We start from the raw sequence: 15,826 nt of genomic DNA, 5'->3' as shown, positions 1-15,826 counted from the left end.
TGCTATGACAAAAGGTGGTCTTAAAAATGCCAATACCGGCAGAAGGAGAAACGATTCAAATACACAGCTACAAGCATAACGGCCGAATCCACCGCGTCTGGCAAGAAACAATGGTTCTAAAAGGGACGAAAAATATTGTCATTGGCGCGAACGAAAAGACTCTTGTTACAGAGTCAGACGGTCGTACATGGTTAACGCGTGAACCATCTATATGCTATTTTCATGCAGAGCACTGGTTTAATATTATTTGTATGTTGCGCGAAGATGGTGTTTATTATTACTGCAATATCAGCTCTCCATTTGTTTATGATAACCAATCGCTCAAATATATTGATTATGACTTGGACGTAAAAGTGTTCCCGGATATGTCATATACAATATTGGATGAAGATGAGTTTGAAGATCATAAAAAACTAATGAATTATCCAGATGAGATCGATTGGATTTTGGAACGAAATGTCGACAAGTTAATCGGATGGATTAAACAAAGGAAAGGTCCATTTGCCCCAGACTTTATCGAAGCATGGACAAGTCGTTACCAATTCCATAAACAACTGCGAATAAGCGAGTAAATGATACCTGTTGACTATCAACAGGTTTTTCATTTCTCGGAAAATGAAAGATAAGAAAGGTGATCGTGTGAGTAGTACAAAAAGATATATGAAATTCGTAAAGCCTTATAAATGGCAAATTGTATTTACGGTATTAATCGGATTAGTGAAATTTGCGATTCCCTTATTTATTCCCATATTAATAAAAATCGTAATTGATGACATCATTATTAATGAGGCATTAACAAATGATGAAAAAATCAAGCAGCTCTTTTATTGGCTAGGAGGAACCGCATTGGTATTTTTTGTGGTCCGACCGCCAATTGAATATTATAGACAATACTATGCACAATTAGTAAGTAATAAAATCTTATATGATATTCGTAAAGAGCTTTATGGTCATCTGCAAAAATTAAGTATGCGTTATTATTCGAATACGCGAGCAGGTGAAGTAATATCCAGAGTAATTAATGATGTAGAACAAACAAAAAACTTTGTGATGATTGCTTTAATGAATCTATGGTTAGATTTAGCAACTATCCTTATAGCTATAGGAATTATGCTAACTATGGATGTTCCATTAACTCTAGTCACGCTTCTAGCATTCCCATTCTACGCATTCAGTGTAAAATATTTCTTTGGTCGTTTAAGAGATTTGACAGGCAAGCGTTCTCAAGCGTTAGCTAGTGTTCAAAGTTATTTACATGAACGAGTTCAAGGGATGAGCGTTATTAAAAGTTTTGCTCTAGAGAAGCATGAACAAGCGATTTTTGATGAAACGAATGGCGAATTTTTGAATAAAGCCGTTGATCATACAAAATGGAACGCTAAAGCATTTGCCGTAGTTAATACGATTACTGATGTTGCGCCTCTATTAGTTATTGCCTATGCAGGTTATCAAGTTATTTTAGGTAATTTAACTGTGGGAACAATGGTGGCTTTCATTGCTTATATTGAACGACTCTATAATCCATTAAGACGTTTAGTGAACTCATCAACTACATTAACGCAAGCATACGCATCGATGGATCGTGTTTTTGAATTAATGGATGAAAAATACGAAATTACAGATCGTGAAAATGCGAAGGATTTGCCAGCTATTCAAGGAGAACTTCGTTTCGATCGTGTCTCTTTTAGATATGAAGCAGAAAATGAATTAGTTTTAAACAATATTAACTTTACAGTAAATCCAGGGGAGACCGCAGCATTTGTTGGGATGAGTGGTGGTGGGAAGTCGACCATCATTAGTATGATTCCTCGCTTTTATGATGCGACGAGTGGGTCGATCAAAATCGATGGAAAAGACATTCAAGATGTTCGAATTGAATCCCTTCGTGAACAGATTGGAATAGTATTGCAAGATAGCATATTGTTTAGTGATTCTGTTAAGTCGAATATCCTAATGGGGAATCCAAATGCTTCGGATGATGAAGTAATTGAAGCCGCAAAAGCAGCTAATGCACATGAATTTATTTTGTCTCTTCCACAGGGGTATGATACAAAGGTAGGCGAACGTGGAGTTAAGCTTTCCGGCGGACAAAAACAACGGGTTGCAATTGCTCGTGTATTCCTAAAAAACCCTCCAATTTTAGTTCTAGATGAAGCAACATCAGCGCTAGATTTAGAGAGTGAATCCTTGATACAAGACTCATTGGAGCGATTAGCACATAACAGAACTACTATTGTCGTCGCCCACCGATTATCAACTATAACTCATGCAAATCAAATATTTGTTATTGATCATGGTGAATTAAGAGAGCAGGGTACACATGAGCAATTGATGGAAGCAAAAGGAATCTATTTTAACCTATTCCAAGTTCAACAATTAGATAGTTAACAAAACAATCGACCTACCAATTTGGTAGGTCTTTTTATTGGACTTTATTATTCACAGAAAATAAAAAACTATTGCAATTATTATTCTAGTTTGTATAATAAAGAACATATCAAATTTTCTGAATATAAAAAAGCTGTGTAAAAGGAGGAGCATCATGAGTGAGCGTAAAGCGATACTTCAAGTAAAGGGTTTACAAACATCCTTTTTCACAGATGACGGTGTAATACCTGCTGTAGACAATATTGATTTCAATGTACACGAGGGTGAAGTACTCGGGATTGTTGGTGAATCAGGTTGTGGTAAAAGTGTAACTTCTCTTTCAATTATGGGTCTTGTACCAAGCCCGCCGGGAAAAATTACAGGTGGTGAAATTCTATTTAACGATCGGGATTTAACAAAAATGAGTGATCGTGAGATGAGAAAAATTCGAGGTAATGATGTGGCCATGATTTTCCAAGAGCCAATGACTTCTTTGAATCCACTTTTCACAATCGGAAATCAATTAACGGAAGCAATATTAATACATAAAAAAGATTGGTCAAAAAAACAAGCTAAACAACGTGCAACTGAGATGCTAACGTTAGTAGGACTTCCACGAGCTGAAGAACTTTTAAAAGAATATCCTCATCAATTATCCGGTGGGATGCGACAAAGGGTCATGATCGCAATGGCGCTAGTATGTGATCCAAAAGTATTGATCGCAGATGAACCTACCACTGCCCTGGATGTAACCATTCAAGCTCAAATATTAAAACTAATGAAGGATTTAAATGAACGTTTAAATACAGCTGTATTATTAATAACGCATGATTTAGGTGTTGTCGCAGAAACGTGTGAACGAGTTATCGTTATGTATGCAGGTAGAGTTGTAGAAGAAGGTCCAGTTCAAGTAATTTTCAAAGATCCACAACATCCATATACAAAAGGTTTGCTGCAATCTGTACCAGATATGCGTTATAAGAAACAGCGATTATATTCGATTCCTGGGAACGTACCAAAACCAGGAACGATTAAAACAGGATGCCGATTCGCAGCGAGATGTGAATTTGCTTTTGACAGGTGTTTAACTGAAGACCCTGACTTGTATCAAACTTCTCCTGTTCATAAAACTAGATGCTTCTTATACGAAGATCAGGAGGTAGCGTCAAATGACAGAACCCTTATTGAGAGTTGAAGGACTAAAAAAATATTTTCCTATACGAAAGGGAATTCTAAGTCGTGTTTCTGGTCATGTTAAAGCAGTTGACGACGTATCCTTTTATGTAAACGAAGGTGAAACTTTAGGAATTGTTGGAGAGTCTGGATGTGGTAAGTCCACAACAGGCAGAATGCTTATGCGTTTGCTAGAACCTTCAGAAGGTAAGGTCATCTTTAATGGGAAAGAACTAACAAGCATTTCGAATGACGACATGCGTAAAGCACGTCGTGAAATTCAGATGGTATTTCAAGATCCATATGCTTCTTTAAATCCTCGACATACAATTGAGAAAATATTAGAAGAACCACTCATTGTTCATGGAATAGGAGATTCAAAGTCTCGTAAAAAGAAAGTACATGAATTCCTTGAAATTGTTGGCTTAAGTAGCTACCATGCCAAGCGTTATCCGCATCAGTTTAGTGGAGGACAACGTCAAAGAATCGGTATTGCTAGAGCACTTATGACAAATCCAAAGCTGATCATTGCAGATGAACCAGTATCTGCATTAGATGTATCCATACAAGCTCAAGTCCTGAACTTAATGCAGGATTTACAAAAAGAGTTGAAATTAACGTATATCTTTATTGCTCATGATTTAGGAGTTGTTCGTCACATAAGTGATCGAGTAGGGGTTATGTATCTTGGCAAAATGGTCGAGTTAGCAGAAAGTGAGATGCTGTATGAAAAGCCTCTTCACCCTTATACACAGGCGCTACTGTCTGCTGTACCAGTTCCGGATCCTAATTTCCAAAGAGAACAGATGTTAATTAAGGGAGATATTCCGAGCCCTTCTAATCCACCATCCGGGTGTACATTCCACACGCGTTGTCCATTTAAAATGGATGTATGTACGCAAGTGGTTCCAAAGCTACAAGAAGTTGAACCAGGTCATTCTGTTGCATGTCATCTTTACGGTGAAACCGTGCAACATTGATAAATATATAATTTGGAGGGGTCAATTTGAGAAAGAATAAATCGTGGTTACTTGCTCTATTAGTAATGTTAGTCTTGTCGACGGTTCTTGCTGCATGTTCATCTGACGGCGGAGATAGCGGAGACAGCGGAGACAAGTCTGATCCGAAAATTTTAGTATTTGGTCGTGGCGGAGATTCAGTATCACTAGATCCTGCTGCAGTAACTGATGGAGAGTCTTTCAAAGTTACTCAAAATCTTTTTGAAACACTTGTAAACTTCGGTGCTCAAGATACTACTATCAATCCTGGTCTTGCTAAAGAGTGGGAAGCATCTGAAGATGGTTTAACTTATACATTCCAATTAGAAGAAGGCGTTAAGTTCCATGATGGTACTGACTTCAATGCTGAAGCAGTAGTAGCGAACTTTGATCGCTGGGCTAATGGATCTGGTGAAGACTTCTACTACTATTCATCAATGTTTGGTGGATACAAAGAAGATGAAGGACATGTAATTGAGTCTGTTACTGCAGATGGAGATTACACGGTCGTTTTCAAATTGAAACGTCCACAAGCACCATTCTTGAAAAACTTAGCAATGAGCCCATTCGGTATTGCTAGCCCTGCTGCAATTGAAAAATCAGGAGACAAATTTGGTGACAATCCAGTAGGTACTGGTCCATTTAAATTTGTTGAATGGAAACGTAATGATTCAATCACTATTGAAAAGAACGAAGATTATTGGGTAAAAGATCTTCCAAAACTTGATCGCGTAGTATTCCGTGCGATTCCTGATAACTCTGCTCGTTTAAATGCATTAAACGCTGGTGAAATTGACTTAGCAGACGGTGTTAACCCTGCTGACGGTGCAAGCGTTGAAGGAAATGCTGACTTACAATTATTTGAACGTCCATCTATGAACGTTGGTTACTTAGGTTTAACAACTACACGCCCACCGTTTGATAAAGTAGAAGTTCGTCAAGCAATTAACCATGCAATTGACAAACAAGCTATTGTTGACGCTTTCTTCGAAGGCCGTGCAGAAGTAGCTAAAAACCCAATGCCACCAGTTATCGGTGGATACAATGATGATATCGCTGGTTACGATTACGATCCTGCTAAAGCAAAAGAATTGTTAGCTAAAGCTGGTCTTCCTGATGGATTCGATATGGAACTATGGGCTATGCCTGTACCACGTCCATATATGCCAGATGGTCAAAAAGTAGCTGAAGTTATTCAAAAAAATCTTTCTGAAGTTGGTATCAATGCAGAAATCGTTTCATTCGAATGGGCTACTTACCTTGAAAAAGCTCGTAACGGAGAAGCGGATGCATTCATGTTAGGTTGGACAGGTGACAATGGTGATGCAGATAACTTCCTATATGTATTACTTGATCAAGACAATATCGGAAGCAATAACTACACTTACTATAGCAATGACGAGTTACATGACATCCTAATTGAAGCTCAATCTGAAGTTGATGAAGACAAGCGTAATGAGCTATATGCTCAAGCTCAAGAAATCATCTTTGCTGATGCTCCTTGGGTACCACTTGCTCACTCAACTCCACTTCTTGCTGGTAAAGCAGATTTGGTAAACTTCTTACCACATCCAACAGGGTCTGATAAGTTAGGCGAAGTAGACTTCAAATAATCAATTGATTAATGGGGAGAAGTCTTCGTGATTTCTCCCCATTTTTTATACATAACATAAAACATAATGCATCAGATGGAGAGGTGAAGACAATGCTTCACTATATCGGTAGAAGACTATTACAATTAATCCCAGTTTTGCTGGGCATGACATTTGTCGTTTTCATGATTATTCGTGCGATCCCAGGGGATCCAGCTCAAGTAATTTTAGGGCAACAAGCGACGAAAGATGCGATCGAAGCATTACGAGCAAAGCTCGGATTGGATAATCCGTGGTATGTCCAATATTTCGATTACCTAGGGGATCTATTAAAAGGGAACTTAGGAGAATCGTTACGAACATCAACGCCAGTACAAGAAGAAATTTGGCCATATCTAGCAGCAACATTTGAATTATCTTTATTTGCAATAGTTATTGCTGTTGTTATCGGTGTAAATGCAGGCATTATCTCCGCCTGGTTCCAAAACTCTTGGTTTGATTACACTGCTATGATTCTTGCATTAGTTGGGGTATCCATGCCTATTTTCTGGCTTGGCTTAATGATGCAGTACGTATTTGGTATCGAACTTGGAATTCTTCCGACTTCAGGTCGAGAAGAAGTAAGGAGTCCGGTCGATTCTATAACGAATTTATACGTATTAGACACCATTTTACAAGGTCGATTTGATCAACTAAGTGTTGTATTAAAGCATTTAATTATGCCAGGTTTAGCACTTGCTACAATTCCTATGGCAATCATTGCACGTATGACACGTTCTAGTATGTTAGAAGTTATGCGCTCTGATTATGTCCGTACAGCTCGTGCTAAAGGGCAAAAAATGTTCTGGGTTGTATACAAACATGCATTGAAGAATGCGATTATTCCGGTTCTAACAATTATTGGACTTCAAATGGGATTATTATTAGGTGGTGCCATTTTAACAGAATCCATCTTTGCATGGCCTGGTATCGGTCGTTACATCTATGAAGCTATTAATTTCCGTGACTATCCAGTTATACAATCTGGTATTTTAGTTGTTGCCTTCATATTCGTAATGATTAATTTACTCATTGATATTCTTTATAGCATGATAGATCCACGTATTAAATATGATTAAGAAGGAGGCATCTCGACATGGCCAATCAAGCCCCAAACACACAACAAGTAGCACCACAAGCAGATAAAGTGGCAGGTCCGTGGCGTGAAGCATGGCGAAGTTTCAAAAAAAGTAAAGTCGCTATTGTTGGCGCAGGGATTGTCATCTTCTTTGTCATTTTGGCTTTCATTGGACCGTTAGTTGCTCCGCAAGGAATAAATGATCAATTGCTTGGTGACCGCTTACAAGCTCCTTCTTCAAAATACTGGTTCGGTACAGATGATTTTGGACGAGATATATTCTCGCGTGTTGTCCTAGGTGCTCGAATCTCATTATGGGTAGGGTTCTTTTCGGTAGTTGGTTCTGTTATTGTTGGTAGTATTTTAGGAATTATAGCTGGTTATTATGGCAAATGGGTCGACATGATCATTTCTCGTATCTTTGATATCATGCTGGCGTTTCCAAGTATTTTATTAGCAATCGCAGTCGTTTCAGTTTTAGGACCTTCTTTACAGAATGCATTAATCGCGATTGCGATTATCAACGTTCCAAACTTTGGTCGATTAATTCGATCGAAAGTATTGAGTATCAAAGAGGAAGAATATATTACCTCTGCAAAAGCGATTGGGATGAGAGATGCTCGTATTCTGTTTTCGCATATTTTACCGAATTCCATGGCACCCGTTATTGTGCAAGGAACTTTAGCGATTGCAACAGCTATTATTGAAGCTGCTGCTCTTGGGTTCTTAGGGTTAGGGGCACAAGCTCCTACTCCAGAGTGGGGTAAAATGTTAGCAGATGCTCGTGTCAATTTCATCAATGCTCCATGGACGATGTTCTTCCCTGGATTTGCGATTATGTTAACCGTTTTAGGCTTTAACCTAATGGGTGACGGTATGCGTGATGCACTAGATCCTCGAATGAAGAACTAATTAAAAAAAAGGCTACTATTCAGTTAGTTAAAACTAACTGAATAGTAGCCTTTTTCTATTGAAATGAATTAATACTATTACATAGTTGAATTAAGAAGTTTTATAAAAACCGTTCAACTTATTAATAAAGAAGGTGGTCGGCTATTTCTCTCGCTTTCCGCGGACGAAACGCCAGCCTCCTCGGCATAGCTGTCTCCGACAGTTACGCCTGTGGGGTCTAGCGTATTTCGTTTTTCCGCAGGAGTCTTCAGAAATAGCCAACCACTACCCTGCAAAAATAGTTTGCAGAATCATGTTTATCGTAGCAATTAAATTCTCCTTACAACTTTCTTGAAGTGACATATAGATAGCAAAGAAAGGAAGAGCAGTCATTTATTTGTCTGCACTTTCGGTAAAGTAGTGTAAGATTTTTGCTCTAGGTGAACTTAAGTTGTAAAAAAATATAATATTTACTGTGATTCCAGTTGATTGAAATGGAGGCGGCGACTCCGAGAGGATCAGCAAGAGCTTTAGACCCTGGACTGAGCATCGCGAGGGAAGCGGCTAATGCCTTGCCCTCCGGAAAGCGTCCGCAGCAATGAAAATCAACATAAATATGTTTCGACTACATCAACGATGTCCCAATGGTTAGCAAATGTTCTCTTTAATTACTAAAATTCTTCTTCCAACGTAACGTTAATTTCATCGCCATGATAATTTTGATGAGACACAATTAACGTATCTAAATGCTCTAATTGTTCCTCGTAATCTAGTATCGACGATAGAACATGTAGCAAATGATACGACGAGAAGTTTTCTTCACTGCTAGAATTGGCAATTTCTCTTACGAAAATCTCCATTACTTCATGTCGTGGCAAAATGGTTTCTCTGCCATGTCCAGTTGAATGATCCGGTTTCAGTTTACCTGTATATTTCAAATGGAGTTGTTCATGGTAGGTTAGTAAAAAATCTAAGCGTTCTTGAATCATCATTCTAAATTGCTCTGGTAAATGACTTAATTCATTTTCATGCAAATGCAATCTTTTTAAAACGTCATAACTTTTATTTGAAACGGCAATCATTTGTCTGTACACAACAAGTTTTCGAGCTTTCGCACGTTTTTCGCGGCGGAAATAGCTTCTTTCTTCTTGATAGAACAAATAAAATTGATCCACTTTTATGAGTCGCTCACGTAGCTTTTCAAGTATTTGTTTCGTTGAAGTATGTTCAGATGCTTGTCGGACCGCTAAACGCGTCCAACGTATCAATTCTTCCTGAGTAACATGGATAGAATTGAACAATTTGGTTTCATATTTTGGTGGCATGAATAATAAGTTCACAACAAACGCAGCTAATACACCGACAACGATTGTCGCAAATCGAATGAGTGCAAATGTTAAGAAGTCATCCGTTTGCACTTCCATAATCGCAATTATGGTAACAAGTGCAAGCGAGATGGATTTTTCTAGTTTAAGTTTTAGCATAATTGCTATCGTAATAACACATGCCAATCCTACAGCAACGTATTGATGGCCAAAAATAAGAGCGAAAATGACTGCAACACCGGCTCCAATTAAATTCGATTGAATTTGTTCAATAATCGTTAAGTAGGATCGATATATTGACGGTTGAATCGCAAATATGGCTGCGATTCCAGCGAATATAGGAGCTGGTAAATTCAACAAGTCTGCTAAAAACAAAGCAAACACAATAGCCACACCAGTTTTAACAATTCGTGCGCCTAATTTCATAAGGGTTTTATTTCCTTTCGTAAATCAACTTTTGGCTACTTTACAACAACGTGGTCATAAGGTCAACTATCATTTAGATAGCTGTGAGAAAGCTTTATCTACTGCTTCAAGAGACACACGAATATCTTCTTCTGTGTGAGCTGTTGTTATAAACCACGCTTCATATTTTGAAGGAGCTAAATTGATCCCTTGTTCAAGCATTAACTTAAAGAAGCGACCGAAAATTTCTCCATCTGTAGCTTCCGCTTGGTCATAGTTTTCTACTTTCACATCAGTGAAGTATATGGTTAAAGCACCTTTTAAACGATTAATGGTAATTTTAATGTTGTGTTTTGTTGCTGCTAATAAAATACCTTCTTCTAATATTGCACCTAAACGATCCATTTCCTCATAAACGCCTTCTTCTTTTAATACTTCTAAGCAAGCGATTCCAGCTAATATAGACGCAGGATTTCCGGCCATTGTTCCCGCTTGATAAGCAGGACCTAATGGAGCGACCTGTTCCATAATTTCTTTTTTACCACCATAAGCGCCAATAGGTAATCCGCCACCAATGATTTTTCCTAATGCAGTTAAATCAGGAGTTAGTCCTAGTAAATCTTGAGCACCACCGTAATGGAAACGGAACGCTGTAATCACTTCATCGTAGACAATTAACGCCCCTTTTTCTTTTGCTATGTCATGTACAAGTGGAAGGAAACCTTCTAATGGTTCAACTATCCCGAAGTTACCTACAATTGGTTCAACTAAAATACAGGCAATTTCTTCTCCCCATTTATCCATGGCTTCTTTAAAAGCTTCAGGATTATTGAAGGGAATGGTGATGACTTCTTTGGCAATGGATTGAGGGACGCCAGCTGAATCTGGTGTACCTAATGTTGCTGGTCCTGAACCGGCAGCGACTAAAACTAAATCAGAATGCCCATGGTAACAACCAGCAAATTTCATGATTTTTGTACGACCTGTATATGCTCGAGCTACTCGAATTGTGGTCATAACAGCTTCGGTCCCAGAGTTAACAAAGCGAACTTTATCCATTCCTGGAATTGCTTCTTTTAACATTTTTGCAAAAGTTAACTCGTGAGGGGTAGGTGTGCCAAATAAAACCCCATTTTCCGCTGCTTTCGTAATCGCTTTTGTAATATGAGGATGTGCGTGACCTGTAATAATCGGCCCATAAGCAGCTAAATAGTCGATGTATTTATTACCATCAACGTCCCAAAAATATGCGCCTTGCGCTCTTTCCATTACTGTTGGAGCACCGCCACCAACCGCTTTATATGATCGAGATGGGCTGTTAACGCCACCGACTATATGTTGTAATGCTTCTTCGTGTAATCGTTCTGATTGTGTTTTGTTCATGTAAAAAAATCCTCCGTTCTATTTCTTCCATTCCTTATTCTAGACAAAAAAGCATCTAAACGCCAAAGAAATTGAAAGTCAGTGCATTCTTAGGTACGATAAGACAAATAGAAGTGTGGAGGGATTACCATGACAACACTCGAAGGTTTACATGCACCTGAATTTACATTAAAAAATGAAAGTGGCGAAGATGTTTCGCTAAGTGATTTTGCCGGAAAGAAATACATAATTTTATACTTTTATCCAAAAGACGCGACTCCTGGATGCACGACGGAAGCTTGCGATTTCAGAGATGCCTACGAGTCATTTGAAAATTTAAACGCGGTTATTCTTGGAGTGAGTCCAGATGGTGAGAAGGCGCATACGAAATTCATTGAAAAACATGGTTTGCCATTTTCGTTGCTAATTGACGATCAGCATCAGGTTTCTGAAGCATATGGCGTATGGGTACTCAAAAAAATGTACGGCAAAGAATACATGGGTGTTGAGCGGTCAACGTTTTTAATTGATCCAACGGGCACCGTAATTAAAGAGTGGAGAAAAGTAAAAGTGAAAGGCCATGTAGAAGAAGCGTTACAAACATTACGTGGCATTATAGAGGGTTAATCAATGAAGGTTTTATTTACATTTCCAGTGAAGGATTATTTAATAGAAGATTTACATCATGAATTTTCAAATGTGAACTTCGTATTCTCAAATATAAAAGATGAAGAAGCATTGAAAAATGCAGAAATTATTGTGACATATGGGGAAGACATCACCACTGACACTTTGAACAAAGCAAGTTCCCTAAAGTGGTTGATGGTCGCATCTGCTGGTTTAGAAAAAATGCCGTTACAAGAAATAGGGGAGCGAGGGATTTTCCTAACCAATGTAAAAGGTATACATAAAACCCCAATGGCTGAATCCGTCATGGCTCATATTTTAGCATTGAAACGATCATTACCTTGGATATATCAACAGAATTCATGGAACCGCAAGTCGGGTTCTACTGAACTTCGAGGTTCCACTGCGATTATTATTGGCCCAGGTGCCATTGGCGGAGAAATTGGACGATTACTTCAAGCGTTCGGAGTGAACACCATTGGTTGCAACCGTTCTGGAAAAGCATCATCTCATATGAATGAAATGATTTCTTTTGAGAAGCTCAGTGAGAAGTTACCATTGGCAGATTTAGTGATATCAGTGCTGCCGAGTACGAATGAAACAAAAGGTTTGCTAAACTACGAGCATTTCGTTCAAATGAAGGACACGGCTATTTTTATGAATTTCGGCCGTGGTGATGTAATAAAAGAAGAAGAACTGATCCAAGCAATGTATGAACATCAAATTGAATATGCAGTACTCGATGTATTTGAAACAGAACCGTTAGCAGACGTTCATCCGTTTTGGACGATGGACAATGTTATTGTATCGCCTCACGTTTCAAGTCATTCTTCGGAATATGTACCTAGAGCTCTAGAAATTTTCAAACACAATCTTTCTGAATGGATAAAGAAAACGACTAATTTTCAAAATGTGATTGATACAGAAAAGGGGTATTAAGATGAAAATCTATACGAAAACTGGAGACAAAGGGACCACTTCATTGATTTATGGAACAAGAGTATCGAAGACTAGTCCTTTAGTTGAAGCTTATGGGACGTGCGATGAAGCAAATTCTATGATTGGATTAGCACTTAGTTATGTACAAAATGAATTTTTTGAAGAGAAAGAAGACTTCCAACAAGCCTTTCATCAAATTCAAACGACGTTATTCCACGTTGGAGCAGAACTTGCGACACCTAAAGGGAAAGAAGTAAAGTGGAATCTTGAGACTGCTGAAATTGAAAAGTTAGAAGGCTGGATCGATGAGTGGGATGCAGCTTTGCCATCCCTTACAAACTTTATTTTACCTGGTGGCCATCCTGCTGGAGCAGCATTGCATGTTGCTCGTACGACGGTAAGGCGTGCGGAGCGTTCGGCGGTAGAAATAGGAGAAGATGTATCTCCTAATGTATTAGCTTATTTGAATCGTTTATCTGATTTCTTGTTTGTTGCAGCTCGATTTATTAATCTTCGTCTTGGTCAAAAAGAAAAAGGACTTCATGAAGAGCTATAACCTATTGGAATGTGTATTTAATTGACATCTTGATAGCCTGTTCCTTATACTAATTATAACGATTATAAAATAAGAATCCTTATGAAGTGAGGTGCATGGCGATGACTGAAGTGCATTTACGCGACGCGTTGGATACTTTGAAGTCTACAGGAGTTCGAATTACACCACAGCGTCATGCGATATTAGAATTTCTCATTCAATCCATGATTCATCCAACAGCAGACGATATATATAAAGCATTAGAAAATAAATTTCCTAATATGAGTGTAGCAACTGTATATAATAATCTACGTGTATTCCGTGAAGCGGGTCTTGTAAAAGAATTGACATATGGTGATTCTTCAAGCCGGTTTGATTTTGTAACGAACGATCATTACCATATCATTTGCGACGCATGCGGAAAAATAGTTGATTTTCATTATCCTGGACTAGACGAAGTGGAACATTTAGCTTCACATGTAACGGGGTTTAAAGTGAACACCCACCGGATGGAAATCTACGGTACATGTCCAACATGTATTACGCAAGCTACTAAAGTTCAATAATACACTTGAAAGAAGCCATCAATTCATAAGAGAATTGATGGCTTCTTTGATGGAGAGAATTGAGAAGTAAATATAACGAATCGTTCTTCTCATAATCTATTACGTCATATAATAAAAAACAGCTTACATTATCGAACATGTAAGCTGTTTTTCTTTTGTTATTTTTTTCGGTTTAATTCAACATCAAATTCTTGGCCTTCTAATGAAGGATCTAATGTTAATGGTTCACGACAATACATGCACATATCGACTCTACCAAGAACTTTTGTATGTTTACCGCAATTTGGACAAACGACTTGAACAGCTTTTGTGGAAAGTAAACCAATCCAAGCATATACACCAGTGCTTCCTAAAATAGCTAGTAATCCGATAAACATGAAGATGGTCATGATAATTTGATTTTCTCTAAAGAAAATACCAATGTACATGATGACAAATCCGATGAAAATAAGAGATAATGCAAACGAACGAATTCGATTTATTTTGTTTTTATAAGGTTTCAAGTTGCTTTCCTCCTCAATCATGTTTACTATATCATAATTCAAAGTTAAAATCGCATGAAGGATTCTACAAAATAATGTCGAAAATATCTATACATAGATCTTAATTATTTAGGGGGAACAAAGTTGGAGCAAATATTACGTCCCATCTATCAAGAGCGTGCAAGTCAACAAAATACATTAGGTGTCATTCTCGTTGAAAAGAGAGAAAAGGTAAGCCAGATTACCGATACCTTTGATACGATATTGCTAATTATTGCGAAAGACTCAGAACAACCCGTTTTCACAAAACATTATACTTTTGAAGATAAAAAAGCAGCGATGCATATCATTACAGAGAAACAGTTACGTAAATGGTTATTGCTAGGAACAAATCGAAAAATTGTGGATTGGCTAATCTTCGGAAGAGTCATGTTTGATCGTAATGAATTTTTAGAGGAATTAAAAATTGAGTTAAAAGACTTTCCGTTTTATGGTCGTAAAATAAAGATGGGCATTGAATTTGCCAAACTAATTAGAAGATATTTAGAAGGTAAAAGTTTCTTTGAACAAAAGAACTATATGGATGCCTATAATCATATTGTCGATTCACTTCACCATTTAGCACGTTTAGCAGTCTTTGAAAATGGTATGCACCCAGAAGTTACAGTATGGTCTCAAGTGAAAATGATAGAACCAGCTATTTATAAATTGTATGAAGAGTTACTATCTAGTGAAGAACCTATAGATAAACGATTAGAACTGTTATTTTTAGCAAGTGAGTTCTTTATTCATTCGAGAACGAATGATGGCTCCCGTCATATATTAGAAGTAATGAGTCAAAAAGAGCACTGGGCAATTCAAGAGCTACATGAACAAGAAGAACTGAAAAACTACTCAGTTGATCTAGAAGTTTTTATAGAATTTCTTGTTGATAAAGGAATAATTAACATTAAGCGCATTGACGCAAAGAGCAACAAGATCTACCACAGATACTATCAAGCTAGCCCTTTAGAGGATAATCAATAATACAAAATCAGACGCAAAAAAAAGCGTCTGATTTTTATGTTGACTTTACAATATTGAAAGAGCTATAATAGAAAACGTCGCTAAGAGAGATTCAAAGAAAATTAGATTTAAAAAGTACTTGACTCACATACTCTGCGATGCTAAATTAGATAAGTCGCCAAAACAAGCGGCTAACATTTGAACCTTGAAAACTGAACAGCAAAACGTCAACGAAATATAGCGATGATCGCTTTGGTGATCGGAGCAAAAACGTTTTCTTCCGCCGACACCTGTCGGTATTGAAAACAAACTTGAACTTAAACGTTCATTATAAACGTCAAAATTTTTGACGCCAGCAACAAAGTCGAGCTAATCGACTCACCTATTATGGAGAGTTTGATCCTGGCTCAGGACGAACGCTGGCGGCGTGCCTAATACATGC

At 37.8% G+C, this 15,826-nt stretch carries 15 protein-coding genes and 1 rRNA gene; 13 read left to right on the top strand and 3 right to left on the bottom strand.

The genetic code is table 11. From position 1 onward, the window contains the following. Window positions 1–26: 26 nt before the first annotated feature. From ntdP to AC3EA5_RS08800, 7 genes are all read left to right on the top strand, one after another. Complete coding sequence (ntdP, locus tag AC3EA5_RS08830; protein ID WP_394189060.1) at window positions 27–572, top strand: nucleoside tri-diphosphate phosphatase; 546 nt, start codon at window positions 27–29, stop codon at window positions 570–572. Window positions 573–639: 67 nt separating this feature from the next. Then, entirely contained in the window at window positions 640–2,388 is a 1,749-nt protein-coding gene (locus AC3EA5_RS08825) for an ABC transporter ATP-binding protein (protein ID WP_488607992.1), read from the top strand. 154 nt (window positions 2,389–2,542) lie between these two features. Next, window positions 2,543–3,562 carry an ABC transporter ATP-binding protein gene (locus AC3EA5_RS08820; protein WP_488607991.1) on the top strand — a complete coding sequence of 340 codons (1,020 nt, stop codon included), beginning with the start codon at window positions 2,543–2,545 and terminating at the stop codon, window positions 3,560–3,562. Further along, a complete protein-coding gene (locus AC3EA5_RS08815) occupies window positions 3,537–4,520 on the top strand; it encodes an ABC transporter ATP-binding protein (protein WP_488607990.1) in 984 nt (327 codons plus the stop codon). Before AC3EA5_RS08820 ends, AC3EA5_RS08815 begins: the two co-directional genes overlap by 26 nt. A 26-nt stretch (window positions 4,521–4,546) precedes the next feature. Then, window positions 4,547–6,151 carry an ABC transporter substrate-binding protein gene (locus AC3EA5_RS08810; RefSeq protein WP_488607989.1) on the top strand — a complete coding sequence of 535 codons (1,605 nt, stop codon included), beginning with the start codon at window positions 4,547–4,549 and terminating at the stop codon, window positions 6,149–6,151. A 92-nt stretch (window positions 6,152–6,243) separates the two neighbouring features. Next, window positions 6,244–7,248: an ABC transporter permease gene (locus tag AC3EA5_RS08805; protein ID WP_394189070.1), complete on the top strand. Its 1,005-nt coding sequence runs from the start codon at window positions 6,244–6,246 to the stop codon at window positions 7,246–7,248. 17 nt (window positions 7,249–7,265) lie between these two features. Next, window positions 7,266–8,159, top strand: a complete 894-nt coding sequence (locus tag AC3EA5_RS08800; protein WP_488607988.1) for an ABC transporter permease — start codon at window positions 7,266–7,268, stop codon at window positions 8,157–8,159. 650 nt (window positions 8,160–8,809) lie between these two features. Here AC3EA5_RS08800 and AC3EA5_RS08795 read toward each other — a convergent pair. Together AC3EA5_RS08795 and AC3EA5_RS08790 are read right to left on the bottom strand one after the other, a co-directional pair. Then, window positions 8,810–9,889, bottom strand: coding sequence for an FUSC family protein (locus AC3EA5_RS08795; protein WP_488607987.1), 1,080 nt, complete (start codon window positions 9,887–9,889; stop codon window positions 8,810–8,812). Between the two features lie 69 nt (window positions 9,890–9,958). Beyond that, window positions 9,959–11,251 carry a glutamate-1-semialdehyde 2,1-aminomutase gene (locus AC3EA5_RS08790; protein WP_488607986.1) on the bottom strand — a complete coding sequence of 431 codons (1,293 nt, stop codon included), beginning with the start codon at window positions 11,249–11,251 and terminating at the stop codon, window positions 9,959–9,961. Window positions 11,252–11,380: 129 nt separating this feature from the next. Here AC3EA5_RS08790 and bcp point away from each other — a divergent pair, with 129 nt between their 5' ends. From bcp to perR, 4 genes are all read left to right on the top strand, one after another. Further along, window positions 11,381–11,857, top strand: coding sequence for a thioredoxin-dependent thiol peroxidase (gene bcp, locus AC3EA5_RS08785; protein ID WP_488607985.1), 477 nt, complete (start codon window positions 11,381–11,383; stop codon window positions 11,855–11,857). A gap of 3 nt (window positions 11,858–11,860) precedes the next feature. After that, a complete protein-coding gene (locus AC3EA5_RS08780; RefSeq protein ID WP_488607984.1) occupies window positions 11,861–12,796 on the top strand; it encodes a D-2-hydroxyacid dehydrogenase in 936 nt (311 codons plus the stop codon). Window position 12,797: 1 nt separating this feature from the next. Further along, entirely contained in the window at window positions 12,798–13,352 is a 555-nt protein-coding gene (locus AC3EA5_RS08775; RefSeq protein ID WP_488607983.1) for a cob(I)yrinic acid a,c-diamide adenosyltransferase, read from the top strand. Between the two features lie 101 nt (window positions 13,353–13,453). Further along, window positions 13,454–13,897: a peroxide-responsive transcriptional repressor PerR gene (perR, locus tag AC3EA5_RS08770; RefSeq protein ID WP_394189084.1), complete on the top strand. Its 444-nt coding sequence runs from the start codon at window positions 13,454–13,456 to the stop codon at window positions 13,895–13,897. Window positions 13,898–14,055: 158 nt separating this feature from the next. Here perR and AC3EA5_RS08765 read toward each other — a convergent pair whose 3' ends face one another. Then, window positions 14,056–14,400, bottom strand: a complete 345-nt coding sequence (locus tag AC3EA5_RS08765; protein WP_394189086.1) for a YgzB family protein — start codon at window positions 14,398–14,400, stop codon at window positions 14,056–14,058. 123 nt (window positions 14,401–14,523) lie between these two features. Between AC3EA5_RS08765 and AC3EA5_RS08760 the strand changes: the two genes are divergently transcribed. Further along, window positions 14,524–15,405: a nucleotidyltransferase-like protein gene (locus tag AC3EA5_RS08760; RefSeq protein WP_394189088.1), complete on the top strand. Its 882-nt coding sequence runs from the start codon at window positions 14,524–14,526 to the stop codon at window positions 15,403–15,405. 363 nt (window positions 15,406–15,768) lie between these two features. Further along, window positions 15,769–15,826: ribosomal RNA gene (locus AC3EA5_RS08755) — 16S ribosomal RNA — on the top strand; the annotation flags it as partial.

It is taken from the genome of Paenisporosarcina sp., from assembly GCF_057785155.1.
Note: the sequence above shows the minus strand (reverse complement) of the source record. Positions and strands in the feature narration are given on the sequence as shown.

What these genes read in the sequence shown, in the direction of transcription:
- AC3EA5_RS08775 (WP_488607983.1), top strand. Translation starts at nt 12,798, where the DNA reads ATGAAAATCTATACGAAAACTGGAGACAAAGGGACCACTTCATTGATT.
- AC3EA5_RS08800 (WP_488607988.1), top strand. Translation starts at nt 7,266, where the DNA reads ATGGCCAATCAAGCCCCAAACACACAACAAGTAGCACCACAAGCAGAT.
- AC3EA5_RS08820 (WP_488607991.1), top strand. Translation starts at nt 2,543, where the DNA reads ATGAGTGAGCGTAAAGCGATACTTCAAGTAAAGGGTTTACAAACATCC.
- AC3EA5_RS08805 (WP_394189070.1), top strand. Translation starts at nt 6,244, where the DNA reads ATGCTTCACTATATCGGTAGAAGACTATTACAATTAATCCCAGTTTTG.
- ntdP (WP_394189060.1), top strand. Translation starts at nt 27, where the DNA reads ATGCCAATACCGGCAGAAGGAGAAACGATTCAAATACACAGCTACAAG.
- AC3EA5_RS08790 (WP_488607986.1), bottom strand. Translation starts at nt 11,251, where the DNA reads ATGAACAAAACACAATCAGAACGATTACACGAAGAAGCATTACAACAT.
- AC3EA5_RS08795 (WP_488607987.1), bottom strand. Translation starts at nt 9,889, where the DNA reads ATGAAATTAGGCGCACGAATTGTTAAAACTGGTGTGGCTATTGTGTTT.
- AC3EA5_RS08815 (WP_488607990.1), top strand. Translation starts at nt 3,537, where the DNA reads ATGACAGAACCCTTATTGAGAGTTGAAGGACTAAAAAAATATTTTCCT.
- bcp (WP_488607985.1), top strand. Translation starts at nt 11,381, where the DNA reads ATGACAACACTCGAAGGTTTACATGCACCTGAATTTACATTAAAAAAT.
- AC3EA5_RS08780 (WP_488607984.1), top strand. Translation starts at nt 11,861, where the DNA reads ATGAAGGTTTTATTTACATTTCCAGTGAAGGATTATTTAATAGAAGAT.
- perR (WP_394189084.1), top strand. Translation starts at nt 13,454, where the DNA reads ATGACTGAAGTGCATTTACGCGACGCGTTGGATACTTTGAAGTCTACA.